This window comes from Streptomyces sp. 5-10 (genome assembly GCF_014712245.1).
Taxonomy (GTDB): domain Bacteria; phylum Actinomycetota; class Actinomycetes; order Streptomycetales; family Streptomycetaceae; genus Streptomyces; species Streptomyces violaceusniger.
On the sequence record NZ_JACVYG010000014.1, the window covers coordinates 134904 to 160630 of the forward strand.

20 protein-coding genes are annotated in these 25727 nt (G+C 72.7%); 13 read left to right on the forward strand and 7 right to left on the reverse strand.

Features of this window, described 5'->3' with window-relative positions:
• Positions 1 to 9: 9 nt before the first annotated feature.
• From IEJ02_RS18560 to gnd, 5 genes are all read left to right on the forward strand, one after another.
• Positions 10 to 513, forward strand: coding sequence for a metallophosphoesterase family protein (locus IEJ02_RS18560; protein ID WP_191065894.1), 504 nt, complete (start codon positions 10 to 12; stop codon positions 511 to 513).
• Between the two features lie 132 nt (positions 514 to 645).
• Positions 646 to 2037, forward strand: coding sequence for an MFS transporter (locus IEJ02_RS18565; protein ID WP_191065895.1), 1392 nt, complete (start codon positions 646 to 648; stop codon positions 2035 to 2037).
• Between the two features lie 91 nt (positions 2038 to 2128).
• Positions 2129 to 2692 (forward strand): DoxX family protein, encoded by a 564-nt coding sequence (locus tag IEJ02_RS18570; protein ID WP_191065896.1) that lies wholly within the window; start codon positions 2129 to 2131, stop codon positions 2690 to 2692.
• A gap of 120 nt (positions 2693 to 2812) precedes the next feature.
• The gene (locus tag IEJ02_RS18575; RefSeq protein ID WP_191065897.1) at positions 2813 to 3304 is read left to right on the forward strand and encodes a hypothetical protein; all 492 of its coding nucleotides are present in this window, start codon (positions 2813 to 2815) and stop codon (positions 3302 to 3304) included.
• Between the two features lie 442 nt (positions 3305 to 3746).
• On the forward strand, positions 3747 to 5201 hold the full coding sequence (gnd, locus tag IEJ02_RS18580; protein ID WP_191065898.1) for an NADP-dependent phosphogluconate dehydrogenase: 1455 nt from the start codon (positions 3747 to 3749) through the stop codon (positions 5199 to 5201).
• An 86-nt stretch (positions 5202 to 5287) separates the two neighbouring features.
• Here the strand turns inward: gnd and IEJ02_RS18585 are convergent, their stop codons facing one another.
• Together IEJ02_RS18585 and IEJ02_RS18590 are read right to left on the reverse strand one after the other, a co-directional pair.
• Positions 5288 to 6619 carry an MFS transporter gene (locus tag IEJ02_RS18585; protein WP_191065899.1) on the reverse strand — a complete coding sequence of 444 codons (1332 nt, stop codon included), beginning with the start codon at positions 6617 to 6619 and terminating at the stop codon, positions 5288 to 5290.
• Between the two features lie 77 nt (positions 6620 to 6696).
• Positions 6697 to 7848 (reverse strand): XdhC family protein, encoded by a 1152-nt coding sequence (locus tag IEJ02_RS18590; RefSeq protein WP_191065900.1) that lies wholly within the window; start codon positions 7846 to 7848, stop codon positions 6697 to 6699.
• A 50-nt stretch (positions 7849 to 7898) separates the two neighbouring features.
• On the opposite strand from IEJ02_RS18590, the gene IEJ02_RS18595 reads away from it, so the two are divergent.
• The 5 genes from IEJ02_RS18595 (at position 7899) to IEJ02_RS18615 (ending at position 13287) form a co-directional block, all read left to right on the forward strand.
• Entirely contained in the window at positions 7899 to 8486 is a 588-nt protein-coding gene (locus IEJ02_RS18595) for a (2Fe-2S)-binding protein (RefSeq protein ID WP_191065901.1), read from the forward strand.
• Positions 8483 to 9484, forward strand: coding sequence for an FAD binding domain-containing protein (locus IEJ02_RS18600; RefSeq protein ID WP_191065902.1), 1002 nt, complete (start codon positions 8483 to 8485; stop codon positions 9482 to 9484). The genes IEJ02_RS18595 and IEJ02_RS18600 overlap by 4 nt, the downstream gene beginning before the upstream one ends.
• Positions 9481 to 11622: a xanthine dehydrogenase family protein molybdopterin-binding subunit gene (locus tag IEJ02_RS18605; RefSeq protein WP_191065903.1), complete on the forward strand. Its 2142-nt coding sequence runs from the start codon at positions 9481 to 9483 to the stop codon at positions 11620 to 11622. The genes IEJ02_RS18600 and IEJ02_RS18605 overlap by 4 nt, the downstream gene beginning before the upstream one ends.
• 32 nt (positions 11623 to 11654) lie before the next feature.
• Complete coding sequence (locus IEJ02_RS18610; RefSeq protein WP_191065904.1) at positions 11655 to 12302, forward strand: TetR/AcrR family transcriptional regulator; 648 nt, start codon at positions 11655 to 11657, stop codon at positions 12300 to 12302.
• Between the two features lie 82 nt (positions 12303 to 12384).
• Positions 12385 to 13287, forward strand: a complete 903-nt coding sequence (locus IEJ02_RS18615) for a lysozyme (RefSeq protein WP_191065905.1) — start codon at positions 12385 to 12387, stop codon at positions 13285 to 13287.
• Positions 13288 to 13295: 8 nt separating this feature from the next.
• On the opposite strand, the gene IEJ02_RS18620 is transcribed toward IEJ02_RS18615, so the two are convergent.
• From IEJ02_RS18620 to IEJ02_RS18630, 3 genes are all read right to left on the reverse strand, one after another.
• Positions 13296 to 13904 (reverse strand): extensin, encoded by a 609-nt coding sequence (locus IEJ02_RS18620; protein WP_191065906.1) that lies wholly within the window; start codon positions 13902 to 13904, stop codon positions 13296 to 13298.
• Positions 13905 to 14087: 183 nt separating this feature from the next.
• Positions 14088 to 15326: an acyltransferase family protein gene (locus IEJ02_RS18625; RefSeq protein WP_191065907.1), complete on the reverse strand. Its 1239-nt coding sequence runs from the start codon at positions 15324 to 15326 to the stop codon at positions 14088 to 14090.
• Positions 15323 to 17668: a glycosyltransferase gene (locus tag IEJ02_RS18630; protein ID WP_191065908.1), complete on the reverse strand. Its 2346-nt coding sequence runs from the start codon at positions 17666 to 17668 to the stop codon at positions 15323 to 15325. Before IEJ02_RS18630 ends, IEJ02_RS18625 begins: the two co-directional genes overlap by 4 nt.
• 719 nt (positions 17669 to 18387) lie before the next feature.
• Here IEJ02_RS18630 and IEJ02_RS18635 point away from each other — a divergent pair.
• Entirely contained in the window at positions 18388 to 19569 is a 1182-nt protein-coding gene (locus tag IEJ02_RS18635; protein WP_191065909.1) for an FAD-dependent monooxygenase, read from the forward strand.
• Between the two features lie 84 nt (positions 19570 to 19653).
• Here the strand turns inward: IEJ02_RS18635 and IEJ02_RS18640 are convergent, their stop codons facing one another.
• Complete coding sequence (locus IEJ02_RS18640) at positions 19654 to 20508, reverse strand: ABC transporter permease (protein WP_223864055.1); 855 nt, start codon at positions 20506 to 20508, stop codon at positions 19654 to 19656.
• 5 nt (positions 20509 to 20513) lie between these two features.
• Complete coding sequence (locus IEJ02_RS18645) at positions 20514 to 23342, reverse strand: alpha/beta fold hydrolase (protein WP_191065910.1); 2829 nt, start codon at positions 23340 to 23342, stop codon at positions 20514 to 20516.
• Between the two features lie 166 nt (positions 23343 to 23508).
• Here IEJ02_RS18645 and IEJ02_RS18650 point away from each other — a divergent pair, with 166 nt between their 5' ends.
• Together IEJ02_RS18650 and IEJ02_RS18655 are read left to right on the forward strand one after the other, a co-directional pair.
• Positions 23509 to 24777, forward strand: a complete 1269-nt coding sequence (locus tag IEJ02_RS18650; protein WP_191065911.1) for a VWA domain-containing protein — start codon at positions 23509 to 23511, stop codon at positions 24775 to 24777.
• Positions 24777 to 25661, forward strand: a complete 885-nt coding sequence (locus IEJ02_RS18655) for a hypothetical protein (protein WP_191065912.1) — start codon at positions 24777 to 24779, stop codon at positions 25659 to 25661. Before IEJ02_RS18650 ends, IEJ02_RS18655 begins: the two co-directional genes overlap by 1 nt.
• The last annotated feature ends 66 nt before the right edge of the window (positions 25662 to 25727 follow it).

The following is a 25727-nucleotide window of genomic DNA, read 5'->3' on the forward strand; positions in this document are numbered from 1 at the left end:
GTCGTCCGTGTGCGCCTTCTGCTGATGTCCGACACTCATCTCCCCCGCCGCACCAAGGCGCTCCCCGGGGAGTTGCTGGAGCGGCTGCAGGACGCCGATGTGGTGATCCACGCGGGCGACTGGGTCGACCTCGCCACCCTCGATCTGCTCGAGGAGCGCTCGCGGCGGCTGATCGGGGTGTACGGCAACAACGACGGCCCCGAGCTGCGGGCGCGGCTGCCCGAGGTGGCCCGGGCCGAGCTGGCCGGAGTGCGGCTGGGCGTGGTGCACGAGACCGGGCAGGCGAAGGGGCGGGAGCGGCGCTGCGCCGAGCGGTTCCCCGACCTCGATGTGCTGGTGTTCGGCCACAGCCACATCCCGTGGGACACCACGGCCGAGGGGCGGCTGCGGCTGCTCAACCCCGGCTCCCCCACCGACCGGCGCCGACAGCCGTACTGTACGTTTATGACGGCCGCGATCGAGGCCGGGCGGCTGACCGCCGTGGAGTTGCACCGGCTGCCGCCCCGCCACTGACCGATCGCCGTTCCCCTGGCGTATCGCCGTTCCCCGGGCGTGGTGGCCGCGCCCGTTTCCTTCCGCACTCGCTCGTCTCACTCTTCAGCCCCGGTATCCGACCTGTCGTTTCGGGGTGCCGAGGAGTGAGTGATGACGACGGCGAGTGGCGGGTCCGGCCGGCGCTGGGCGCTGGCGGCGGTGGCCGCGACCGTGTTCTGCGTGCAGCTGGACGCCTTCGCGCTGAACCTGGCCCTGCCCGGGATCGGGCGGGATCTGGGGGCGGCGGGAGGCGGCCTCCGGTGGGTGGTGAGCGGGTATCTGCTCGCGGCCGGCTCGCTGATGGCGGGTGCGGGACGGCTGGGCGATCTGTACGGCCGCCGCCAGTCGCTGACGGCGGGCCTGGCGGTGTTCGGCGGCGCGTCGCTGGTGTGTGCGCTGTCCCCGTCGCTTCCGGTGCTGGTGGCCGCGCGGGTGGTGCAGGGCGCGGGCGGGGCGGTGGCCATGCCGGCCGGGCTCGCCCTGCTGACCAACGCCTGCCCGCCCGGTGCGCGGGCGCGGGTCATGGGGCGGGCGCTGGGCATCGGAGGCGTGGCCACCGTATGCGGGCCGTACGTGGGCGGGGTGCTCACCGAGGCGGTGTCCTGGCGGGCGGTGTTCTGGCTGAACGTACCGGTGGCGCTGGTCGCCGGGGTGTGCGCGGCACGGGCCGGGGAGTCGCGGGACACCACCGCGCCGCCGTCCGTGGACGTGGCGGGGCTGGTCACGGCCACCGGCGCGCTCGCGGCGCTGGCGTTCCTGGTCGACCGGGGGCCGCTGTGGGGCTGGTCCTCGGGCCGCTCGGCGGCGGCCCTGGCCCTGGCCATCGCGCTCGGGTTCGCCTTCGTCCGGCATGAGCGTGCGGTGGCGCATCCGCTGGTGGACCTGGTCCTGTTCGGCAACCGGCCGTTTGTGGCTCTCACGGCGGCCGGGGCGGCGGCCAACGCGGCGACCGTGGTCGTCCTGTTCGCGGCGCCCCTGGCGCTCCAGGGGCCGTGGGGGCTGTCGGCCACGGGCGCGGGGGCGGCCTTCCTGGCCCCGGCGGCGGCGATGGCGCTGGCCGGGCCGGTGGCGGGGCGGATCCGCACGGCGGACGCGGTGCGGGTGATGGCCGGGGCCCTGGGGCTGGCGGCGGCGTCGCTCGGCGCCGCCGCCAGGGCGACGACCCTGCCGGTCTTCCTCCTGGCGATCACCGGGTGCGGGGCCGCGCTCGGGGTCGCGGGCGCCCTGACGCTCATCGCCACTCAGGCGGCGGTGCGGCCCGAGCGCGCCGGGGAGGCGTCGGGGGTGACCAAGACGGTCATCACCACCGCGGCGGGGCTGGGGGTGACCCTGTCCGGGGATGCCGCCGAGGCAGAGAGCGGCGCCGCCGTCGACGCGGCGCTGATGGCCGCCGGGGGATGCTGTCTGGCCGGGGCCGCGCTCCTGCTCATCACGCTGCTGACACGGATACGGCCCGGTGGCTCCCACGGAGGCCGCTCCGCCGCCGACGGGCGTCCGGATTGAACCCGGCACCTCGGTGGAATAAAAAGTACTCAAGGTGCATATCGGATATCGGCTCGGCGATCCGCGCCGAGCCCGACCAGACGAGGGCGCCATGTCTTATCCCCCCTACGAGAACGCCCCGGAGAACGCCTCCGCACCCGCCCCGCACCCGCCCAGGTCCGCGGCGCACGTACTCCTCGCCCATGACGTCGGTCTGCTGGTCATCCGGCTCGGTGTCGGGCTGGTCGTCGCCGGGCGCGGCGCGCAGCACCTCTTCGGCTGGTGGGGTGGCCTGGGCATCGGCAAGACGGCGGTGGCGTTCGCGCAGTTCGGCTATCCGGCGCCCAAGGCCATGGCCGTGATCGCCGGGATCGCCGAGACCTTCGGCGGCCTCGGCCTCGCCGTGGGGCTGCTCACCCCGCTCGCCGGTGCGGCCGTCGCGGGCACGATGGCCAACGCGGTGGCCGCCTCCACGCCGCTCGGCTATTTCGGTGGCATGGAATTCCCGGTGCTCATCGGCGTCGGCGCCGCCGGGCTCGCGCTGTCCGGCGCCGGCCGGATCTCCCTCGACGCGTTCCTCCCGGTCCTGCGCTCGCAGCGGCTGATCTACGGCATCGCCCTGCTGGTGCTGGCGGCGATCCTGGCGACGGTGACGATCGTGCTCAGCAAGACCTGAGAACCCTCCGCGGTCGGGTGAACGCGCGGGGCCGGTCCTCCGTATGGCTCTGTGTGCGTCCTGCCCTTCGGGACGCGCGCCGCCCGCACAGGCCGATACCGAGACCGGAGGCCCCGTTCCATGAATGACCGGTTCATCCCTCCCATCCAGGCGCTGCCGGATGGCGACGCCGAAGTCCGCCTGGTGCTCCACCTGCCCTGGGACGTGGTCGCCGCCCTGGGCCAGGAGGCCGGCCGGCTGGCGGCCCAGACACAGCGGCCGGTGAGCCTCGACGAGGCGGTCAGCCACCGGCTGCGCCATGGGACGGCCCAGACCATCGGCGTCCACGCCAAACCCGAGCGGGACCGCAACCAGCCCGCGCCCACCGCACCCCACACCTCGCCCCCGCTGGCCGCCCGCTCCCCCGGCGAGCAGGCCCGGCAGGCGATCGAGAAGATCAACGGCTCGGCGCATCCGCACAACGGCACCGCGAACGGCTCCGCCGAGTCCACCGGCCCCCAGCAGACCACGGGCGCACCGGACCCGGCCCCGCCCGACGCCCGGGGCATCCTGGAGCGCCCGACGCGTGCCACCGGAACGGTGAACGGCACGGCGACGGAGATGCCGAGATAACGCCGGCCCCCGGTATGGGGAAGCGGCCGGAAAGGCCGCGGATACGAGGGTGCCGTCCCCATCCGGACGGCACCCTCGTGTATGCGGCACCCCCGGATGCGCGGCAGGCCGAACGCGGCAACCGTCAGTCCCGTCGCGGGGCAGTGGCGAGCGGACACCGCGGTCCGGTGTCCGCCCTCGCCGGGTCGGCATCGAACCCACCGCCGGAATCCATCGCGCATCCATCGTCCATCTTGTGGACACCCCACAATCCGGCGCACCGCCCGGGCGTGCGAAAAATGACACACCTCCGCGGCTTTCCCCGGACACCCATCCGCCGTCGCGCACATCGTGCAACTATGGCCGGGCGAAACCCGGCTGATCGAGAGGGAAGATCCCCACTCCCCTCGGCGTTGCTGCCTCGCATAAGGATTCGATGCGCGTGACAGGAGTGGAACACCGTATGCCCAGCCCTTCCAGCGCCCAGCCGACCGCCCAGATCGGCGTCACCGGGCTCGCCGTCATGGGGAGCAACCTCGCCCGCAACTTCGCCCGGCACGGGCACACCGTCGCTCTCCACAACCGCACGTTCGCCAAGACCAAGGCGCTGATGGAGGAGCACGGCCACGAGGGGAACTTCGTGCCGGCCGAGAGCGCCGAGGAGTTCGTCGCCTCGTTGCAGCGGCCCCGGCGGCTGATCATCATGGTCAAGGCGGGTGCGCCCACCGACGCCGTCATCGAGGAGTTCGCACCCCTCCTCGAAGAGGGCGACGTGATCATCGACGGGGGCAACGCCCACTTCGAGGACACCCGGCGCCGGGAGAAGTCGCTGCGCGAGCGCGGGCTGCACTTCGTGGGCACCGGCATCTCCGGCGGCGAGGAGGGCGCGCTCAACGGGCCCAGCATCATGCCCGGCGGATCGGTGGAATCCTACAAGTCGCTCGGCCCGCTGCTGGAGTCCATCTCCGCCAAGGTGGACGGCACCCCGTGCTGCACCCACATCGGCCCGGACGGCGCCGGCCACTTCGTGAAGATGGTGCACAACGGCATCGAGTACGCGGACATGCAGCTCATCGCCGAGTCGTACGACCTGCTGCGGCGGGCGCTCGGCATGTCGCCGGGCGAGATCGCGGAGGTGTTCCGCACCTGGAACGGCGGCCGGCTGGAGTCGTATCTGATCGAGATCACCGCCGAGGTGCTCGGGCACACCGACGCCGCCACCGGCAAGCCGTTCGTGGACGTGGTGCAGGACCAGGCCGAGCAGAAGGGCACCGGCCGCTGGACCGTGCAGACCGCGCTGGACCTGGGCGTGCCGGTGAGCGGGATCGCCGAGGCGGTGTTCGCCCGCTCGCTGTCCGGCCACGCGGAGCTGCGGGACGCCTCGCAGGGGCTGCCGGGGCCGTCCGGCAAGGGGCTCACGGGGGCCGTCGCGGAGCGGTTCGCCGACGATGTCGAGCAGGCGCTGTACGCCTCGAAGATCGTGGCGTACGCGCAGGGCATCCACCAGATCGAGGCGGGCAGCCAGGAGTACGGCTGGGACATCGACCCCGGGGCGGTCGCGCGGATCTGGCGGGGCGGCTGCATCATCCGGGCGCGGTTCCTGAACCGGATCACCGAGGCGTACGCCAAGGAGCGCAAGCCCGTCACACTGCTGACGGACGACCACTTCGCCGAGGCGCTGGGCGCGGCGCAGGACGCCTGGCGGCGGGTGGTGACCACCTCGGTCGAGCTGGGCGTGCCGGCGCCGGGCTTCTCGGCCGCGCTGGCGTACTACGACGCGCTGCGCTCGCAGCGGCTGCCCGCGGCGCTGGTCCAGGGGCAGCGGGACTTCTTCGGCGCGCACACCTACCGGCGGGTGGACCGCGAGGGTTCGTTCCACACGCTGTGGGGCGGCGACCGCGACGAGCGTACGGCCTGAGGGCCGCGACGGCCGTGCCCCCGCCCCGGGTTCCGGCGCGGGGGCACGGCCGTCGTGCGTTCGCTTGGCCGCGCGCGGCCGCGTCGTCAGGGCGTGTAGCGGCGGAAGGCGGGCACCGCGACGGCGAGCCCGAGCGTGCTGACGGCCACCAGCAGCCCGCCCGCGGCGACCGCCGCGCGGGCCCCGAGGAGCGAGCCCGCGGTGCCGTGCAGCAGATCGGCGATGCGCGGTCCGCCCGCCACCACCACGGTGAACACGCCCTGCATCCGGCCGCGCATGTCGTCGGTGGCGGCCGCCTGGAGGATCGTCCCGCGGAAGACCATCGAGACCATGTCGGCCACGCCCGCGAGGGCGAGGAAGGCCACCGCCCACCACAGGTTGAGGCTGAGCCCGAATCCGGTGATGGCCACGCCCCAGGCCACCACGGCGGCGATGACCATCAGGCCGTGGCGGCGGGCGCGGGAGAAGGTGCCGGACAGCAGACCGCCGGCCACCGCGCCGAGCGGGATCGCCGCGAAGAGCAGGCCGAGCGCGAAGCCCTCGCCCCAGGGTGCGTAGGTGTGCGAGGCGAGTTGGGGGAAGAGCGCGCGGGGCATGCCGAAGACCATGGCGATGATGTCCGCGAGGAAGGACATCAGCAGGATGCGGTGGGTGGCGATGTACCGGAAGCCGTCGGCCACATCGCGCCATCCGCCCCGCCGCGCGCCGCCCGTGGCGCCCTCGGTGAGGGGTGGCATGGCGGGCAGCCGCCAGACGGCCCACAGGGTGACGCACAGCGCCACGGCGTCGATGAGGTAGAGCGTGGGCAGGCCGAGTACGGGGATCAGGGCGCCCGCGAGCAGCGGGCCCAGGATCATGCCCGTCTGGGCGACGGTGGACTGCAGGGCGCCCGCGGCGGGCAGTTCGTCGGCGGGGACGAGGCGGGCGACGGAGGCGTTGCGGGCCGGGGAGTTCATGCCGAAGAAGCCCTGCTGGGCGGCGAGCAGCACCATGAGCACCGCCACCGAGTCCAGCCCGGCGAAGGACTGGGCCCAGAACAGCAGCGAGGTGACGGCGATGCCGACGTTGGTGATGAGCATCAGGGTGCGCCGGTCCATCCGGTCGGCGACCACCCCGCCCCACAACGCGAAGACCACCAGCGGGAGGAGTCCGGCGAAGCTGGCGTAGCCGACCCACGCCGACGAGCCGGTGATGTCGTAGATCTGCTTGGGCACGGCGACGGCCGTCAGCTGGCTGCCGATGGCGGTGATGGTGGTGGAGCTCCACAGCCGGCGGAAGGGGCGGTGGCGCAGCGGCCGGGTGTCCATCACCCAGCGGCGCCAGCCGGGTCTCGGCGGCGGGGCCGGGGCGCCGTCCCCGGCGTCATCGTCGGCCGCGGTGGGTTCTATGTCGTCGTCGCTGCTTCGAGCGGTCTCCACGGCTGGTTCGATTCCTCCTCCATCCATTCGGGCCGGGAACCATTGTGACGATCCCCGGCCCGGGCCGTGGCCCCGTCTCAGCCTCCGGCCGCGGGCCGCATCGGCTCCTGACGGTGGATGCTGCCGCTGAGGGAGGTCAGCCGGGTGCCGCTGCCGCCCCAGCGGTCGGCGATGATCTCGGCCGCGATGCTGACGGCGGTCTCCTCGGGCGTACGGGCCCCGAGGTCCAGGCCGATCGGCGACGCGAGCCGGGCCAGCTCCTCCTCGCCGAGGCCGGTGGCGCGCAGCCGGCGGATCCGGTCGTCGTGGGTGCGGCGGGAGCCCATGGCGCCCACGTAGGCCAGCGGCAGGCGCAGGGCGACGTCCAGCAGCGGCACATCGAACTTGGGGTCGTGGGTGAGTACACAGACCACCGTGCGTTCGTCGATCCGGCCCGCCTCCGCCTCGGTGCGCAGATAGCGGTGCGGCCAGTCGGTCACCACCTCGTGTGCCTCGGGGAAGCGGCGCGGGGTGGCGAAGACCGGCCGGGCGTCGCACACGGTGACGTGGTAGCCGAGGTAGGCGCCGATCCGGGCCATGGCCGCCGCGAAGTCCACGGCGCCGAAGACCAGCATCCGCGGCGGGGTGGCGTGGACCGAGACGAACAGGGTGAGTTCCTCGTCCATGCGGACGCCGTCGTAGCCGTAGGCCAGGGTCTCGGTGCGCCCGCCGGCCAGCAGTGCGCGCGCGTCCTCGGCGACGGCCGCGTCCAGCCGCCCGGAGCCGAGGGATCCGGAGGTGCCCTCGGGCCGTACGACCAGCCGGCGGCCCAGCCGCCCCTCCGGGTCGGGCCCGTCGACGGCCACGCAGATCACCTCGGCCACCGGCTCTCCGGCGGCCACCGCCTCGGCCACCTCCCCCAGTTCGGGGAAGCCCGCGGGGTCGATCCGCTCCACATAGACATCGATGATTCCGCCGCAGGTCAGCCCGACCGCGAAGGCGTCGTCGTCGCTGACGCCGTAGCGCTCCAGCGCGGGCCTGCCGCTGTCGGTCACCTCCTGGGCAAGTTCGTAGACGGCACCCTCGACGCAGCCGCCGGAGACGCTGCCGATCGCGGCGCCATCGGGCCCGACCAGCATGGACGTCCCGGGCGGCAGCGGCGAGGAATGCCAGGTCGCCACCACCGTGGCACGGGCGAACGGCTCGCCCTCGCCCCACCATCGGTGCATCTGCGCTACGACGTCCCGCATGGAATCCATATCTCCTCGCCACGGATGTAAGAGGTTGATACATTCAATGTATGACCCTCTCACATCACTCACCGAGCAGCGACATCATCGTGCGGATCAACGGCACGTCCCACGCCCTGACCATCGACAACCGGACCACCCTGCTCGATGTGCTGCGCGAGCGACTGGGGCTCACGGGCACCAAGAAGGGCTGTGACCACGGTCAGTGCGGGGCCTGCACGGTGCTGGTGGACGGTGAGCGGGTGAACAGCTGCCTGATGTTCGCGGTGACCGCCGAGGGGCGCGAGATCGTCTCCATCGAGGGCGTGGCGGCGCTGGCGGACGGCGGGGAGCTGCACCCGGTGCAGCGCGCCTTCCTCGACCACGACGGGCTCCAGTGCGGCTATTGCACCCCGGGTCAGATCTGCTCCGCCATCGGGGCGCTGGGCGAGGCCGGGCGCGGCTGGCCCAGCCATGTCACCGAGGACACCGCCACCGGGGTGGCCGATGCGTCGGCGCTGGACGCGCGCGAGGTGCGCGAGCGCATGAGCGGCAACCTGTGCCGCTGCGGCGCGTACAACGGGATCGTCGAGGCCGTGCTGGAGGCCGCGGGCGCCCAAGGTGCCCAGGACACGGCCACCGTCGGGGGCGCCCGATGAAGGAGTTCGGCTACGCCCGCGCGGGCGACGCCGCCGAGGCGGCCGCGCTGATCGCCCAGCGCCCCGATGCGACCTATCTCGGCGGGGGCACCAATCTGGTGGACCTGATGAAGCTGGGCGTCACCGGCCCCGGGCTGCTCATCGACGTCTCCCGGCTGCCGTACGACCGGATCGAGCACCGCGAGGACGGCTCCGTGCTCATCGGCGCCACCGTGCGCAACGGCGCGCTGGCGGGCGATCCGGGCATCCGCGAGCGCTTCCCACTGCTGTCCCAGGCGCTGCTGGCGGGGGCCTCCGGGCAGCTGCGCACGGTCGCCACGGTGGGCGGCAATCTGCTGCAGCGCACCCGCTGCGGCTACTTCCAGGACGTGACCAAGCCGTGCAACAAGCGCGAGCCGGGCACCGGGTGTCCGGCGATTCAGGGCGCGCACCGCGATCTGGCCGTGCTGGGCACCTCCGACCACTGCGTGGCCTCCCACCCCTCCGACATGGCGGTGGCGCTGGTGGCGCTCGACGCGGTGGCACACGTGCGGTCGGTGGACGGCGGCTCGCGCACCGTTCCGGTGGCGGAGCTGTATCTGCTGCCCGGCGACACACCGCACCGGGAGACCGTCCTGGACCACGGCGACCTCATCACGGCCGTGGAGCTGCCCCCGCCACCGGACGGCGCCCGGATGCGCTACCGCAAGGTGCGCGACCGCTGGTCGTACGCCTTCGCGCTGGTGAGCGTCGCCACCACGGTGTCCGTGGCCGAGGACGGCTCGCTGCGGGACGTGCGGATCGCGCTCGGCGGGGTGGCGCCGCGGCCGTGGCGCGCCCGGATCGCCGAGGAGCGGCTGCGCGGCGGACGGCCGGACGAGGAGACGCTGCAGGAGGCGGCGCGGGCCGAACTGGCCGAGGCGCGGCCGCTGCCCGACAACGCCTTCAAGGTCGACCTGGCCACTGATCTGATCGTCGCGGGCGTCCGCGACCTCGTCGCGAGGAGGGATCGCGCATGACCACCGTCCAACAGAGCGTCGGCGCCCCGGTGACCCGGGTCGACGGCCTGGACAAGGTGACCGGAGCGGCCCGCTACGCCTATGAGTTCCCCACCCGGGACGTCAGTTACGTATGGCCGGTGCAGGCCACCATCGCCCGCGGCCGGGTGACCGAGGTGGACCCCGCCCCGGCGCTGGCCCTGCCCGGTGTGCTGACGGTGCTCGACCACACGAACGCCCCGCGGCTGAACGCGGAGGCGGAGGCGAGCGCGGACCTCTTCGTGCTGCAGTCCCCTCAGGTGGCGTACCACGGCCAGATCGTGGCCGCCGTGGTGGCCACCTCACTGGAGGCGGCGCGCGAGGGCGCGGCGGCGGTCCAGGTGGGCTATGAGCGGGAGCCGCACGATGTGGTGCTGCGCGCCGACGACGAGCGGCTGGAGATCGCCGAGACGGTGACCGACGGCAGTCCGGGCCTGGTGGAGCGCGGCGACGCCGATGGCGCCTGGGCCACCGCCCCGGTGCGGGTGGACGCCACGTACACCACTCCGGTGGAGCATCCGAGCCCGATGGAGCCGCATGCCACCATCGCGGTGTGGGACGAGGACCGGCTGACGCTGTTCAACTCCGACCAGGGTCCCTATATGAGCGCGCAGCTGATGTCCGCGCTGTTCGGGATCGAGCTGGGCGCGGTGGAGGTCGTGGCCGAGTACATCGGCGGGGGGTTCGGGTCCAAGGGCATTCCGCGCTCGCCGACGGTGCTTGCGGCGCTCGCCGCGCGGACCGTCGAACGGCCGGTGAAGATCGCCCTGACCCGGCAGCAGATGTTCCAGCTGATCCCCTACCGCTCCCCCACGATCCAGCGGGTGCGGCTGGGCGCCGAGCGCGACGGCCGGCTGACGGTGATCCAGCACGAGTCGGTGCAGCAGCGCTCGACCCAGGTGCCGTTCGCCGACCAGACGGTGTCCTCCACCCGGATGATGTACGCGGCGCCCCACGCCCGGACGACGGTGAAGGTGGCGCCGCTCGATGTGATGACGCCCGCCTGGTTCCGCGCCCCCGGCCACACCCCGGGGATGTTCGCGCTGGAGTCGGCCGTCGACGAGCTGGCCGGGGCGCTGGGCATGGACCCGGTCGAGCTGCGGATCCGCAACGAGCCGGAGCACGACCCGGAGAGCGGCAAGCCGTTCAGCAGCCGCAACCTGGTCGCCTGTCTGCGCGAGGGCGCGGCGCGCTTCGGCTGGGAGCGCCGCGATCCGGCGCCGGGGATCCGGCGCGAGGGGCGCTGGCTGCTGGGCACCGGTGTGGCCGCCTCGCACCACCCGGACTACACCTTCCCCTCCTCCGCGGTGGCGCGCGCCGAGGAGGACGGGACGTACCGGGTGCGCATCGGCGCGGCCGACCTCGGCACGGGCGCCCGTACCGCCCTCACCCAGGTGGCGGCGGACGCGCTCGGCGTTCCGCTGTCGCGGCTGCGGCTGGAGATCGGGCGTGCGTCGCTGGGCATGGCGCCGTTCGCGGGCGGTTCGCTCGGCACCGCCTCATGGGGCTGGGCGGTGGACAAGGCGTGCCGTGCGCTGCTCAAGGAGCTGGACGCCTACGGGGGTGTGGTCCCGGACGGCGGTCTGGAGGTGGTGGCCGACACCGCCGAGGATCTGGAGCGGCGGGCGGATCTGTCGCGCCACACCTTCGGGGCGCAGTTCGCCCAGGTGCGGGTGGACGGCGACACCGGTGAGATCCGGGTGGACCGGATGCTGGGCGTGTTCGCGGCCGGGCGGATCGTCAATCCGCACACCGCGCGCTCCCAGTTCCTGGGGGCCATGACGATGGGTCTGTCGATGGCGCTGCTGGAGGTCGGCGAGGTCGATCCGGTCTTCGGCGACTTCGCCAACCATGACTTCGCGGGCTATCACATCGCCGCCCACGCCGACGTTCCGCGACTGGAGGTGGTGCTGCTGGAGGAGGACGACAACACCACCAACCCGGTGGGCGCCAAGGGCATCGGCGAACTGGGCATCGTGGGCGCGGCGGCGGCCATCGGCAACGCCTTCCACCATGCCACAGGCGAGCGGGTGCGGGATCTGCCGATCCGCATCGAGCGCTCGCGGGACGCGCTGCGGGCCGCACGGACCGCCGAAAAGCGCAGGCCAGGGGGCGGGTGAGCCGGAATCACGGGTCGGGTAGGGTCACCCGAATGGCACCCACCCCGAAGGGACGCGCCACCTACCACCACGGCGACCTGGCCGCCGCGCTGGTGCAGACGACCCTGGAGATCATCGACGAGGTCGGAGTGCGCGGCTTCTCCGTGGCGGAGGCGGCGCGCCGCACCTGTGTGAGCCCCGGTGCGCCGTACCGCCACTTCGCCGACCGTGACGCGCTGCTCGCGGCCGCCGCCCTGGAGGTCTCGCGGCGGCTGCGGGCCATCTACCTGGACACGGTGGCCGATGTCGGGTCCGCCCAGGAGCGGCTGGCCACGGTGGCGGGCACCTTCGTGCGCGCGGCGGCCCGCTACCGCGGCGGGCTGGACATCCTCTTCGCGCCGGGGCTGCGGGCCACCCATCCGGAGCTACGGGACAGCACCAGGGAGTTCGTGGATCTGCTGCTGCCGAGCGCCTTCGAGGTGGTCGCCCCGGACGACGCCGCGGTGACGGCCGTGGCGTTGCTCGACGCCCTGCACGCGCTCGCCCGCGGCTATGTCGCCCAATTGCTGGAAGGGAAGTTCGGCGATCCGGATGACGTGGTCGAGGAGGTCGCCATCCGGGCGACCCGGGCCGCGAGGGCGCTGGTGGCGGGCTACGGCGTGGCGTCGGGGCCGGTCGGCGAGGAGGGCCGGGACCGCTGACGGAGGGACAGAATTTCCCGTTCCGCTTCACGTTCTCCGTTCGACGCGCATACCGTCGATGCGGAACGGATCGGAGGAACAGATGTCCCTGAAATCCGGTAGCCACCGGGCGCCTTCGCGTCTGCGCTCGCCCTACGCCATCGGCGGACTGGGAGTGGCGATCACCGCCGCGGTCCTCGCCACCCTCGTACCGGCCACGGCCTCGACGACCGACCCCGACGCCGACCACGACACCCACGCCGCCGCCGGCCCGGCCCCCGCGGCGTCCGTCCCGCACCCCGAGCGGGACTGGATGGGCTCGACCATCGCCCGCCACGAGAAGACCGACCCCGGCGCCACGCCCCGGGCCGCCAGAGCGGCCTCGGTGGAGGGCGTGGACGTCAGCGACCACCAGGGTTCGGTCGACTGGGCGGCCCTGTGGGACGACAACGTCCGATTCGCCTATGTGAAGGCCACCGAGAGCACGACCTACAAGAACCCCTCGTTCGCCTCGCAGTACAACGGCTCCTTCCAGCAGGGCATGATCCGCGGCGCCTACCACTTCGCCCTGCCGGACCGTTCCAGCGGCACCCGTCAGGCGGACTTCTTCGTGGCAGGCGGTGGCGACTGGTCGGACGACGGCAAGACGCTGCCGCCCGTCCTGGACCTCGAGTACAACCCGTACGGAGCAACCTGCTACGGCCTGACCGCCTCCGAGATGGTGAACTGGATCGGCGACTTCACCGCGCGCGTCGCAGAGCGCACCGGACGCCGGCCGGTGATCTACACGACCACCGGCTGGTGGCAGACGTGCACCGGCGACAGCGCCGCCTTCGCCGAGCGGAACCCGCTGTGGCTGGCGCGGTACGCCGCCACCCCCGGGCCGCTGCCGGCCGGCTGGACGACCCACACCCTGTGGCAGTACACCTCCAGCGGGCCGCTGGTGGGTGACCACAACCGGTTCAACGGAAGCCTGGCGGACCTCAAGGCGCTGGCCACGGGGTGAGGCGGCGGTCAGCCGCCGAGCACACCGCCGACCCCGCCGAGCACCCCGTCCAGGGTGTCGCCGACACCGTCCACCAGTCCGCCCACCAGGCCCTTGCCGTGCTGACCGCCCTGGCCGGGGGTCTGCGACGGCTGGCTGGGCTGTTGCGACGGGGTGGTCGGGTCGGCGCTCGGGGTCGTCTCGCTCGGCGCGGAGGGCGACGAGGGCACCTGGTCGTTCCGCTGTGCGGGGGTGATGGGCGCCATGGTGGGCGCGGCCTTGGAGGGGGCCGCGTCCGGGGTGGCCGGGGCGGCGTGCCGCGGTGTGCCGGCGCTCCGGTCCGAACCGCCACCGCCGGGGGTGGCGGCGTCGGTGTGGTCGGAGATCAGCTTCGGCTTCTTGGACTCGCTGGGCGCGACATGGCTCTGCGAGGGCGAGTGAGCGGCGGTGGGCTCGACGTCGTCCGGCACCTGCGCCTGCTGTGAGTTCACATCGGAGCGGGCCTCGACGGACTTGTCACCGCCGACCGTCGAGTGGAGGCCGAAGGCTATGGTTCCGGCCACTCCGAGGGCGGTGGCCGCCTTGAGCGTCGTGGTACGCGCCTGCTGTGCGGCGGTCGGTCGGCTGTGTCGACCCATTTCGCTGGTCTCCCCGTTATGGCATGGGTTGGGTGGGGTGCCCCGGAAGCCCGATTCCCAGCGGAACAGATGTCCGACGCACACGTGTTACACAGTAAAGAACGAGCCAGATGATAACCACCGTCCCCCGGTGTACGGCCACCCGTACACCGGGGAACGTGTGTTCCTGGCTAGCGCGCTGCCTTAAGGGTAGAAGTCGCGCGAACGCCCCTGGCCGTCCTTGAGCTTCCCGAGCAGACTCGCCGGGTACTCGATGACCCAGTAGCTCACCGTGGCGGCGGCCACGGCCACCACCAGCACGATGACCACGGCCAGCGGGAAGCCCGACTGGCCGTCGGGCGGCAGCAGCCCCGCGTTGTACAGGCCCAGCATGATCGGCTCATGCCAGACGAAGAGGCTGTAGCTGGCGAGGCCGACACCGGTGAGCCAGCGGGCCGTGAGCCATGAGTGCCACCGCCCCTGCCGCCGCACATGGATGGTGCTGTACAGCAACAGCGTCCACAGCAGGGCGGACAGCGGGTGGTAGAAGGTGGTGGGGAAGTCCTCCGCCTCCGTACCGGAGAAGGACAGCACATACAGCCCCAGCAGGGCGGCAGCCCGCAGCGGGACCGCCACCTTCGCGTCCAGCCGTCCGCGGTCGCCGAGGGCGACCATCAGTACGGCGAGGCCCATGCCCGCGGCGAACCCGCCGAAGCGGGCCTGCGGGCCGAAGTACACCGGCCATTCGGTGTGCGGGATCCGAAGCCCGTAGCGGGCGACCGCGATCCACAGACACGGCCCGATGTACAGCAGGGCGCACCCCACGGCGCACACCGCCACCCGGGAGGCCCGCCGGCGCAGCGGACGGCAGGCGCGGACGGCCAGCGGGCCGAGTCCCACCAGTGCCACATAGAACATGATTTCCAGCGACAACGACCAGGTGGGGCCGATGGTGTAGAAGATCTGCTCCTGGTCGAAGACCTGGGTGAAGGTGAGATGGTGCAGCAGATCGGACCACTCGCCGGGCAGGGTGGGATTGCGGGTGGCCCAGATGAACGTCACCGCCAGGAAGTACAGCGGGACGATCCGGATGGCCCGCCGGAAGAGGAACACCCGGCCGGGGCGGGTCGAGCCCCCGTCGATCGCCGCCCGTGCGTAGGACAGCGTCAGCAGATACGCGGAGAGGACGAAGAAGAGGTCGATGACCTCCAGCGACACCAGCGCGTTCGCGTACCGGTTGGGCACCGGTGAGTGGGCGCCGTCCCGGTCGTAGACGAAGTACTGCTGCCAGACGTGGAAGACGACCGTGAGGAGCGCCGCCATTCCGCGGAAGCCCTGGATCTCCTGGTTTCTCCGGTTCCGCGAGGGCGCGGTCCTGGCGGGCGTGCCGTTGACCGCCCGGGGGGCGGTGGTGGCGGCGATGGCCGTGGACACCGTGCTCATGTCCGCTTCACCGCCTTGTCACCGGGGCGCGGGGTGACCCGCCACTGGCGGTCCCGCAGCACCTCCTTGAGGAGCGACTGACGGGCCACGATGTTCTTGAAGTGGCTGTAGAAGACGGTGGACACCAGCAGATACCGCCAGAACCACGCCCTGCGGCGGCGCAGTTCGGGCACCGCGAGCCGCCACGCGAACAGCGCCTGCACCAGCCCGGCGGACAGCGTGAACAAGGTGGCCAGCAGGCAGACCGGCACCGCCCAGTCGAGATGGTTCACTCCCCCGGCCCGCCACGCCGAGTACAGCAGCACGGGCAGGATCTGCAGGGTCAGCCACGGCTGGATCTCCCGCCAGCCCAGCAGCACCAGCAGCCCCGCCTTCTGACGGGCGGTGAAGGCCGGCGAGCGCAGGCCCCGCCACAGGTACTTCAGCGACACCTGGAGCCAGCCCTGGGCCCAGCGCGACCGCTGGTTCCACAGCGCCTTGAGGGTGGTGGGCGCCAGTTCGCGCGAGATGAGGGTGCGGTCGGTGGCGATCCGGGCGCCCTCGTGGAGGGCGCGCATCGTGGAGTCGATGTCCTCGGTGAGCATCGTGCCGTGCATCCGGGTCCGGGCGAGCAGATCGGTGCGCCAGAAGCCGTTGGAGCCGCCGAAGACACCGAAGGTGTAGAGCCGGGTCCGGCCGGGGTGGCTGACGGCGTAGATGGCCTCGAACTCCACGCCCACCAGCTTGGAGACCCAGGAGCTCTCGCCGTTGCGGATCACACAGTGGCCCTGGACCACGTCGTACCCGCCTGACAGCCAGTGCCAGGCGTGCTGGAAGGCGTCGGGCACCGGGTGGTGGTCCGCGTCGAAGATGCCGACGAACTCACCGCGCACCCGGGTGACCGCGGCGTTGACGTTCTGTGCCTTGGAGGTGCTGCCCGCCACCGGCATCAGCACCAGCCGCGGGTCGCGGCGGGCCATCTCGCGCAGGGTCTCCTCGACGGGCATGGGGTGCGGCGTGTTGTACGCGAGCACGATCTCCAGCTCGTTGGGGTAGTCCAGGCGCAGGAAGGACTCGATGGTGTCCACGATGGTCGCGGCCTCATTGGGCAGATACGCGGCGATGACGGCGCTGGCCGGTGGATACGGCTGCGCGGGCCGTTCCGGCCGGGGTTTGGCGTCGAGCGAGAAGAGGCACTCCAGCACGATCAGCGCGGCGGAGAGCACCAGGCCGGACACCACGACCCAGTACGCGGCCGAGCCGACGTCCCAGCCCAGCTCGTACATCTGCTGGTAGAAGACGAACGGGATGCCCACCCCGAAGAGGAGCACCAGGACGGGTGAGAGCGCCGACAGCAGGGTGCGGAGGGCGGTGGCGAGGGTCCGGCGGCTGCGCCGGTGGGTGCCGCGCATCCAGGCCGCGTACTTGACCGGCCGCAGGTCCCGGTGGCGGATCGACTCCTCGACCGCGTTCCGGGCGCCCGCGACGGCCTGGGCGCGGTCCGCGCAGTCGGCCAGCGGGATCCAGCCGATCGCGGGGGTCAGCCGCACGTTCTCATCGGCCACCACGAAGCGGGTACCGGCCACGGCGTTGGCGAAGTTCTGCAGTTCGCGGCGCGCGGTGTCCTCGTCCACACCGGGCATCAGCATCAGCAGATGGCCCTCGTCGTCCCAGCCGAGCCGGTCGCAGACGCCGCCCAGCTTCTCGGCCACTCCCGCGAGACGTTCGGCGACCTCACGGCGCACCCGCGGCCCCAACCGGGCCTCGAGGGAGGCGATCTCGGCCACGCCCACCATGGCGACGACGCCACCGGTGCGGCTGTCGTCGACCCGCTTGAGCTCCCGGTCGAGCTCGCCCAGGAAGTGGGGCTGGGAGTACAGGCCGGTGCGCGGGTCGAGCAGCAGGTTCTCGACGGGGACCGGGACCCGGCGCAGCTTGGCCTCGATCCGGGCGGAGAGCTCGACGGGGTCGGAGGTCTCCGCCACGCAGTCGTCGGCGCCACCGCGCAGCATGTCGGCGACCCCGGTGGGGCCGGGGTCGGAGGTGACCATCAGCAGGGGGAGCGCCCGTCCGGCGGGGACGGCGCGGACCTCGCGTATCACCTCCAGTCCGGCGTCGGCGTCGGCGTCGTCCAGGGCGACGATCGCGTCCGGCGGGGAGTGCCGCATCTGCCGGCTGACATCGCCGGGCTCCGCATGGCTCACCTCATGCCCGGTGGAGACGAGTGTCCGTGTCAGCCGGTCGAGCCTGGGGCCCGGTGTGCCAACCGCCAGCACATGCCCGCTCGGTTCCGCCACGCCGCCGCGGGCGGCGGGCACGTGTTGCTGGGATTCGCGTGATCGTGGGTGGTGCGAAGTAAGCACCTGAGGGGTTCCTTTCGTGGGGGGTGCGTCACCGAACGGGCCGTGGGCACGCGGACGTTCCGGCCGGGGTCATGGCAGACCACGTGGCCGGACAGACCACGTGCCCATGACAGACCGCGTGGCCATGGCAGACCACGTGGCCCGCGGGCATGTGCACAGGGGCAGGCGCCTACGGGCAGGCCGGAGGACGGCGTCGCCGGGAAGGCCGGGGCGATCCGCCGTTCGGTGAGTGGTGAGGGGCGGCTACGCCGCGACCGTGGCCGATCCGCGCGGGGAGAGGTGAGATCTCCGGCGGGGTCTCGGACAGACGGGCACGACGGCGGCGGGGATCACGCGGACGTGCTCCAGCGAATTGCGCATAAGGTCCCATCCTGTTCGGATCGTGGGGGGCGGACCGAACGTCACCAGTGCGGGGCGACCGATCTTTTGGGCTGACCGGTCGGAATCCCCAGTCTCATCGATCACTACGGAATCACACAACACATCGAAGTAACACTCTCATTAACCGATGAGGGAGTTCCGCTCGCCTGCCGAACACCCCCGGCCATGCCCAACTCCCCCGTGACAGCGGGGTGTCGAAGCCCTGTCGGTACGATGTCGGCGGCTCGTCGGCGCGTCATCGACCCGGCGTCGGCGCCGCGTCGGTGCGGTGTCGGTGGCTCCGGCCAGTCTTTTCCGAGGCACCACATTCGGTGGTTGAATTCGGAAGGGACAACACCATGCGGAATGCACGGGTTCTGATTTCCGGGGCCGGTATCGCCGGGCCCGCGCTCGCCTACTGGCTGGATCGCCATGGCTTCCAGGTCACCGTCGTGGAGCGCGCCGCGCGCCCGCGCCCGGGCGGACAGGCGATCGACGTACGGGGCCCGGCGCTCGATGTGTGCGAGCGGATGGGCGTACTGGAGGAGATCCGGGCGCGCAGCACCGGGCTGCGCGGCATGTCGATGGTCGACGACGACGGAAAGGAGCTGTTCAGCACCACCGAGCGGACGGCGAGTGGCGGGGATCTCAGCGGCTCCGACATCGAGATCCTGCGGGACGATCTGTCCTCGGTGCTGATGGCCGCGGGCGGCGACGGGATCGAGTACCTCTTCAACGATTCGATCGCCTCGCTGGTCCAGGGGCCCGACGAGGTGGCGGTCACCTTCCACCGGGGCGGTGCGCGCGCCTTCGACCTCGTGGTGGCGGCCGACGGGGTGCACTCCTCCACCCGGGCGCTGGTCTTCGGCCCGGAGGAGAGCTTCCTCCGCCATCTGGGGGGCTATCTGGGCGTGTGGACGGTGCCGAACTATCTGGGCCTCGACCGCTGGGAGGTCATCTACCAGATGACCGGCGACGTCTGGGGCGGCATGATGATGAGTGTCCGCGACAACACCGAGGCCCGGGTCTACATCGGCATCGACTCGGACGAACCGCCCGCCACGTTCCTCGGCTCCCGGTCGGTCTCGGAGCAGAAGCGGCTGGTGGCCGAGCGGTACCGGCACGCGCGCTGGGAGATGCCACGGCTGCTGGAGTACATGTGGGGGGCGCCGGACTTCCACTTCGACGCGACGGCCCAGATCCACATGGACTCCTGGTCCCGTGGCCGGGTGGCCCTGGTCGGCGACGCCGGCTACTGCGGCTCGCCGGCGTCCGGGCAGAGCACCAGCGTGGCCGTGGTCGGCGCCTACGTCCTGGCGGGCGAGCTGAAGGCCGCCGGCGGCGACCACACCGCGGCCTTCGCCGCCTACGAGCGCGAGCTGCGGGGCTATGTGGCGGCCAACCAGCAGCTCGCGCTGGACAACATGGCCCGGAAGGACGCCCAAAAGGCAGGAGCCGGGCAGGAGCTCGACACCAACCCGACCAATATCGACGACAGCTTCTACGAGGTGGTCAACTCCTACACCCTCAAGGACTACTGACCCGGCCCGGCGGCCGTGGCCGGGTCGGGAGCCGTAGCCGGGCCAGCAGCCGTAGCCGGGTCCGGAGCAGCAGCCGTGGCCGGGCTAGGACACCACGTCCTTGCGGCCGAAGCCGCGGAAGGCGAGCGCGAAGAGCACCAGCGCGTACGCCACGGACACCGAGACGCCCTTCACCATCCCGCCCCACTCCATGTGGGGCTGGAGTGCGTCCGCCCACGCGAACTGCCAGTGCGCGGGCAGGAAGTCGCGCCACGAGCCGAGCGCGGTGACCGCGTCCAGCACATTGCCCACGATGGTGAGCCCCACCGCGCCGCCCACCGCGCCCAGCGGCGCGTCCGTGACGGTCGAGAGCCAGAACGCCAGGGCGGCCGTGACCAGCTGGGACAGGAAGATGTACAGCACCACCAGGGCCAGCCGGACGAGGGCGTCCCCGACCGGCAGCTCACCGCCCGTGGGCATCCGCAGCGGCCCCCAGCCGTACGCCACGGTGCCCACCGCGAGCGCGACCAGCGGCAGCAGCACCATGGCGGCCGCGCTGAACACCAGGGCCACCGCCAGCTTGCTCACCAGCAGCCGGGCCCGGGGCACGGGCGCGGCCAGCAGATAGCGCAGCGAGGACCAGCTGGCCTCGGAGGCCACGGTGTCGCCGCAGAACAGCGCGACCGGCACCACCAGCAGAAAGGCGGCCGAGACGAACAGCGCGGTGGCGGCGAGGTTGGCGCCGGAGGCGGTGGCCGTGGTCATCAGGGTGACCCGGTTCTCCCGCCCCTCGGGGGTGCCGCCGATGGCGAACGCGACCACGAGGACGAACGGCAGCAAGGCCAGCACCAGGCCCATCACCAGGGTTCGGCGACGGCGCAGCTGCCGTACGGCCTCGACCCGCAGCGGCAGGGTGTGGCCGGCCCGGTAGCCGGGCGCGACCTCGGTGGCCTGGGACAGGGAGCTCACGCGGATCCTCCTCCGATCAGCGTCAAGAACGCGTCTTCCAGACGCCGGTTGGGCCCGAAGCTGGTCACCGGGATCTCCAGCCGCACCAGTTCGGCGAGCAGCCGCGCCGGGGTGGTCCCGTCGAGCTGGACGAGCAGTCCGTCGGCGGTGCGGCGGGCGGAGCCGACCCCGGGCAGCGCGTCCACCTTGCCCACCAGGGCCTCGCTCAACTCGCCGTCGTGGCCCACCAGCACACTGCCGCCATTACCGGTGATCTCGCCGACCGGACCCGCCTGGATCAGCCGGCCGCGGTCCATCACGACCAGATGGGTGCAGGACTGCTCGACCTCCGCCAGGAGATGGCTGGAAACGATCACCGTGCGCCCCGCGGCGGCATACCGGATCATCACCTCGCGCATCTCGCGGATCTGCGGCGGGTCGAGGCCGTTGGTCGGTTCGTCGAGGATCAGCAGATCGGGCAGGCCCAGCATGGCCTGGGCGATGGCCAGCCGCTGCCGCATGCCCTGGGAGTAGGTGCGTACGGCACGCTCCAGCGCGCTGCCCAGGCCCGCGATCTCCAGGGCCTCCTCGATATGGGCGTCGGCGGCGGGGCGGCCGGTGGCCCGCCAGTACAGCTCCAGGTTGGCGCTGCCGGTCAGATGCGGCAGGAAGCCCGCCCCCTCGACGAAGGCGCCCACGCGGGAGAGCACGGGCGCGCCGGGCCTGATGGCCTGGCCGAAGACCCGGATCTCGCCGTCGTCGGGGGCGATGAGCCCCATGAGCATCCGCAAGATGGTGGTCTTGCCCGCGCCGTTGGGCCCGAGGAGCCCGAGCACCTGCCCCTTCTCGACGCGGAAGGACAGGTCGCGCACCGCGTAGCGGTCGGCGGACTTGGCGTAGCGCTTGCTCAGACCGGTGATCTGCAGGGGTACGTCGGCCAGTTCGGGGTCGGGCGGCGGAGTGGCCGTACGCCGCCTGCCGGTCAGCAGCAGCGCGAGCGCCACCACGGCCGCGCCGAGCGGCAGCCCCCACACCCATGCGGGCAGCGGGGCGGGCTGGGTGTGCACCCCGGGCGCGGTGGGCACCTTCAGACCGCCGTCCGCGAGCCCGACCGTGTAGGTGGCGGGCTCGACCGGGGAGGCGTAGCCGAGGTCGGTGGAGGCGAGGACGAGCCGGAGCCGGTGGCCCGCGATGAGCTCGTGGTCCACGGCGGGCAGCCGGACGGTGACGGTACGCCCCTGCTTCGCGCCGTCGACGCGCACCGGCGCGACCAACTGCTCGGGCAGCACCTGCTGTCCGTCCGGCCCCACGTCGTAGACCTTGGCGAAGAGCACGGCGTCGTCCGTGTCGGCCTTGACCCGCACCTTCACCTCGGGCGATCCGGTGATCCGCAGGGGCCGGTCCAGCGGCGCCGAGTCGAACCGGGCGAACTGGCCGGGGACGTCGAGGGAGAGGCCGACGCCGAGCGAGGACGCCTGGGACAGTCCGGCGATGCCCGGCACGGTGGAGATGGAGGGCGGCCCCGCCCCGGGCGGGTTGGCGAACGACTGCTCGCGTCCGCGCAGCGCCACCGTCCGGTCGCCGTCGCCGAGGCCGGGATAGCGCTCGCCGGTGGCGCCGCGCAACTGGACCGCGCCGTTGGTGGTGTCGATGCCGCCGGTGCGGCTGATCCGGAAGGCGGGTCCGGTGTCGGTGCCCTTGTCGCCCTTGAGGTAGCGGTCGAACCAGGCTTCGGTGCGGGCCGCCACCCGCGAGGTCTCGCGGTCGCCGCCGTCATGTCCGCCGGCCGTCCAGTCGACGGCGACCGGCGCCCCGTTGGCCCGGATCGCCTTCGCCATGGCGTCGGCGTGGGCGAGGGGGAAGAGGGAGTCGGCCTGCCCCTGGAGGATCAGCGTGGGGACCTTGATCCGGTCGGCGACGGCGGACGGGCTGCGGGCCTCGAGCAGCCGGCGGGCGGCGGCGTCGGGCTTTCCGGCGACCGCGACCCGCTCGTACATCTCGCACAGTTGCTTCTCGAAGCGACCGCAGCCCTGGCCCTGGTCCGTCCTGGCCTCTCCCCCGCCGTTCGGGCCTCCCGGGCCCGTCTGGGCCCCTTGGCCCGTCCCGCCGCCTCCGCCTCCCTGACCTTGACCTCCCTGGCCTCCCGGGCCTCCCTGGCCTCCCGGGCCCATCCCCCCGCCTGAGCCTCCCGCGCCGCCGGCGTCCCCCTGGCCGCCCTGGGCGCCGGTGAGGTCGGCCGAGCCGGTGGTGAAGAACAGCCCGGCCCAGAGCTTCTTGTAGACGCCGTTCGGGAAGAGCGCGTCGGCGAGGTTCCAGTAGGTGATCTCGGGCGCGATGGCGTCCACCCGACGGTCGTATCCGGCGGCGAGCAGGGAGATCGCCCCGCCGTACGAGGCGCCGGCGACGCCCACCCGGGGGTCGCCCTGACCGTCGAGCCGCACCTCGGGACGTTTCGCCAGCCAGTCGATCAGCCGCCGGACATCGGCCACCTCGTGGTCCGGATCATTGAGCCCGATCTTCCCCGTGGATCTGCCGAAGCCACGCGCCGACCAGGTCAGCACGGCGTATCCGTCGCGGGCCAGTTCCTCGGCGTGGTCGCGTACGTCCTCCTTGCTGCCGCCGAAGCCGTGGCCGAGCAGGACCGCGGGCCTGCGGCCGGTGCCCGCGGTGAAGTACGAGGTGTCGATGCGCGCGCCCGGCATGTCCAGCACGCGGTCCTGGCGGTGCACGGCCGGCCGGTCACCGGAGGCGGCGACCGCCCAGGTGCCCGCGCCCACGAGGAGGACAGCGGCGGCCACGGCGGCGGCCAGGCGCCGGCCCCTCGGCCGGGTCTTTCGGAGATCCATGTCTGAACCCTAAGAGGAGGAGGCAAACGCCGCGGCTGACACCAGACGGATTCTCGTCCACTCCCCGAGGAGTACCCGGACACCGCCCGTACACCCGGCGCGGTATGCCCCGGCCGTGGCGGCCGGGCTTTTGGATCAGTTTGACGATGCTCCATAGGATGCGCCGGTGATCATAAAGAAACGTCTGGCGACAGGCGCGTTGGGGCTGCTCGCGGCCCTCGCCTGCGGCCTGATATCCCCTCCCGCCGCCATGGCCGGCGAACCGGCTCCCGATTCCCCCAAGGTCGAGCTGGTGCTCGATGTCAGCGGCTCCATGCGGGCCCGCGACGTCGACGGCGACACCCGGATGGCGGCAGCGAAGCAGGCGTTCAACGAGGTGCTGGACGCCACACCCGAAGAGGTGCGGCTGGGCATCCGCACCCTCGGCGCCAATTACCCCGGCAAGGACCGCAAGGCCGGCTGCCAGGACAGCGAGCGGCTCTACCCGGTGGGCCAGGTGGACCGCACCGAGGCCAAGGCGGCCGTCGCCACGCTGCGCCCCACCGGCTGGACGCCCATCGGGCTCGCGCTGCGCGGCGCGTCCAAGGACCTCTCCGGCGGCGAGGGGACCCGCCGGATCGTGCTGATCACGGACGGCGAGGACTCCTGTGGTCTGCCGGACCCGTGCGATGTGGCCCGTGAACTGGCCGCCCAGGGAACCCACCTGGTCGTCGACACGCTCGGGCTGACACTGGACCACAAGGTCCGCGAGCAGCTCAGCTGTATCGCCGAGGCCACCGGTGGCACGTATACGGCGATCCAGCACCGGGACCAGCTCTCCAGCCGTATCAAGCAGCTGGTCCGGCGCTCCGCCGACACCCCCGTGGAGACGCCCACGCCGGTGCGGGGCGCCGCCCAGTGCGCGAAGGCCCCGTATCTGGGCTCCGGCCTGTACAGCGACCGGGAGAGCTTCGGGGAACACCGCTGGTACCGGATGCGGGTGGCACCCGGTCAGGAGCTGCGGGCCTCGGCGAGCGTGGCCGTGGACCGCGCCGTGGACCCGGACTACGGCGTGCTGGTGCGTGCGGTGACCCCGGGCGGCCGGGAGCTGGTGCGCGGCAGCGAGGCGGGCGGCGGCCGTACGGACGTCATCTCCAGCGGGCTGCGCTATCCGGTCGCGGATGTGGACGACGACGAGGAGGTGACGGCGCGGACGGTGTGCGTCGAGCTGAGCCAGTCGTTCTCCGCGCCCGCCTCCGTCAAGCGCACTCCGGGCCTTCCGGTGGAGCTCGCCGTCGATGTGGTGGACAACGACGATCCGCCCGCCGATGTGGCCGCCTTCGGCCTGGGCCGGGGCTGGGTGCTGCTGGGTGTGCTCACCGTGGGCGGGCTGCTCGTGGGGTTGCTGTGGGGCTGGCTGGCCCGCTGGCGTGTCACCGTCTGGAGGTCCAACTGATGCGAGCCCTGCGTACCCTGGGCGCCGCGCTCACCCTGGGCGCCGCCGCCTGGCTGACCGCCGCCGCACCGGCCGCCGCGGACGGTAAGGATGGCACAGGCGGCACGGACGGCAAGAGCGGCACCGAGGCGCCCACCGAGGCGGGCACGAACTTCCGTACCGCCACCGAGATCGAGCCCGGTCAGCGGGCCACCGCGGCGGCCTCCACCGGCGACTATCTGTACTGGGTGTTCCCGGCCGCCGCCGGGCAGGTGCCCGAGGTCGAGGCGGAGCTGAAGCTGCCCGACGCCTCGAGCCGGCACGGCAGCGCCACCTGGCAGCTGGATGTCTACGACGGTCTGCGCCGCCACCAGCCGTGCGCCTCGGGCACTCCGGCGCGCCGGGCGGCCCAGCAGGATCAGACGGTCACCGTGAGCTGCACCCTGCGCCAGGTGCGGTCCTGGTCCGAGCGCTGGGCCAACGACCCTCTGCAGGGCGCGTATTACGTGCGGCTCACCGTGGTCGACCTGCCCGCCCAGGACCTCGGGCTGCCGATCGACGCCGAGGTCGAGGCGTCCGTACGGGACGCGGGTGGGGCGCGTGCCGACGGCGGGGACGTGGCCCCGCTCAATCCGGTGCTGCGGGCCGGAACGGCCCCCGGGACGGACTCCGAGCCGCCGGACGACAACACGGCCTCGGATTCCCCGAACGACAAGGGCGGGGAGGTCCGGCACGCGGTCGCCGAGCCGGAGGACGGCTGGGGCTCCGGCTGGTGGTCGGACCGGTGGGTGTGGACCGTGATCGGCGCGGCGCTGGCGGCGCTCGCCGGGGTGGGCGGCTACACCCTCACCCGGGGGCCGCGCGCTCCGGGCCGCCCGCCGATCGGACCCGGATCCGACATCTGACCTGATGTCCGGAATCGACACGGGGTCCGCACGACGTATGGTGCGGGCCCCGTGCCGCATCGGGCG

Coding starts and splice junctions, on each gene's coding strand:
- IEJ02_RS18575 (WP_191065897.1), top strand. CDS start 2,813: ATGAATGACCGGTTCATCCCTCCCATCCAGGCGCTGCCGGATGGCGAC.
- IEJ02_RS18635 (WP_191065909.1), top strand. CDS start 18,388: ATGCGGAATGCACGGGTTCTGATTTCCGGGGCCGGTATCGCCGGGCCC.
- IEJ02_RS18645 (WP_191065910.1), bottom strand. CDS start 23,342: ATGGATCTCCGAAAGACCCGGCCGAGGGGCCGGCGCCTGGCCGCCGCC.
- IEJ02_RS18655 (WP_191065912.1), top strand. CDS start 24,777: ATGCGAGCCCTGCGTACCCTGGGCGCCGCGCTCACCCTGGGCGCCGCC.
- IEJ02_RS18615 (WP_191065905.1), top strand. CDS start 12,385: ATGTCCCTGAAATCCGGTAGCCACCGGGCGCCTTCGCGTCTGCGCTCG.
- gnd (WP_191065898.1), top strand. CDS start 3,747: ATGCCCAGCCCTTCCAGCGCCCAGCCGACCGCCCAGATCGGCGTCACC.
- IEJ02_RS18625 (WP_191065907.1), bottom strand. CDS start 15,326: ATGAGCACGGTGTCCACGGCCATCGCCGCCACCACCGCCCCCCGGGCG.
- IEJ02_RS18600 (WP_191065902.1), top strand. CDS start 8,483: ATGAAGGAGTTCGGCTACGCCCGCGCGGGCGACGCCGCCGAGGCGGCC.
- IEJ02_RS18570 (WP_191065896.1), top strand. CDS start 2,129: ATGTCTTATCCCCCCTACGAGAACGCCCCGGAGAACGCCTCCGCACCC.
- IEJ02_RS18590 (WP_191065900.1), bottom strand. CDS start 7,848: ATGCGGGACGTCGTAGCGCAGATGCACCGATGGTGGGGCGAGGGCGAG.
- IEJ02_RS18605 (WP_191065903.1), top strand. CDS start 9,481: ATGACCACCGTCCAACAGAGCGTCGGCGCCCCGGTGACCCGGGTCGAC.
- IEJ02_RS18565 (WP_191065895.1), top strand. CDS start 646: ATGACGACGGCGAGTGGCGGGTCCGGCCGGCGCTGGGCGCTGGCGGCG.
- IEJ02_RS18595 (WP_191065901.1), top strand. CDS start 7,899: ATGACCCTCTCACATCACTCACCGAGCAGCGACATCATCGTGCGGATC.
- IEJ02_RS18610 (WP_191065904.1), top strand. CDS start 11,655: ATGGCACCCACCCCGAAGGGACGCGCCACCTACCACCACGGCGACCTG.
- IEJ02_RS18620 (WP_191065906.1), bottom strand. CDS start 13,904: ATGGGTCGACACAGCCGACCGACCGCCGCACAGCAGGCGCGTACCACG.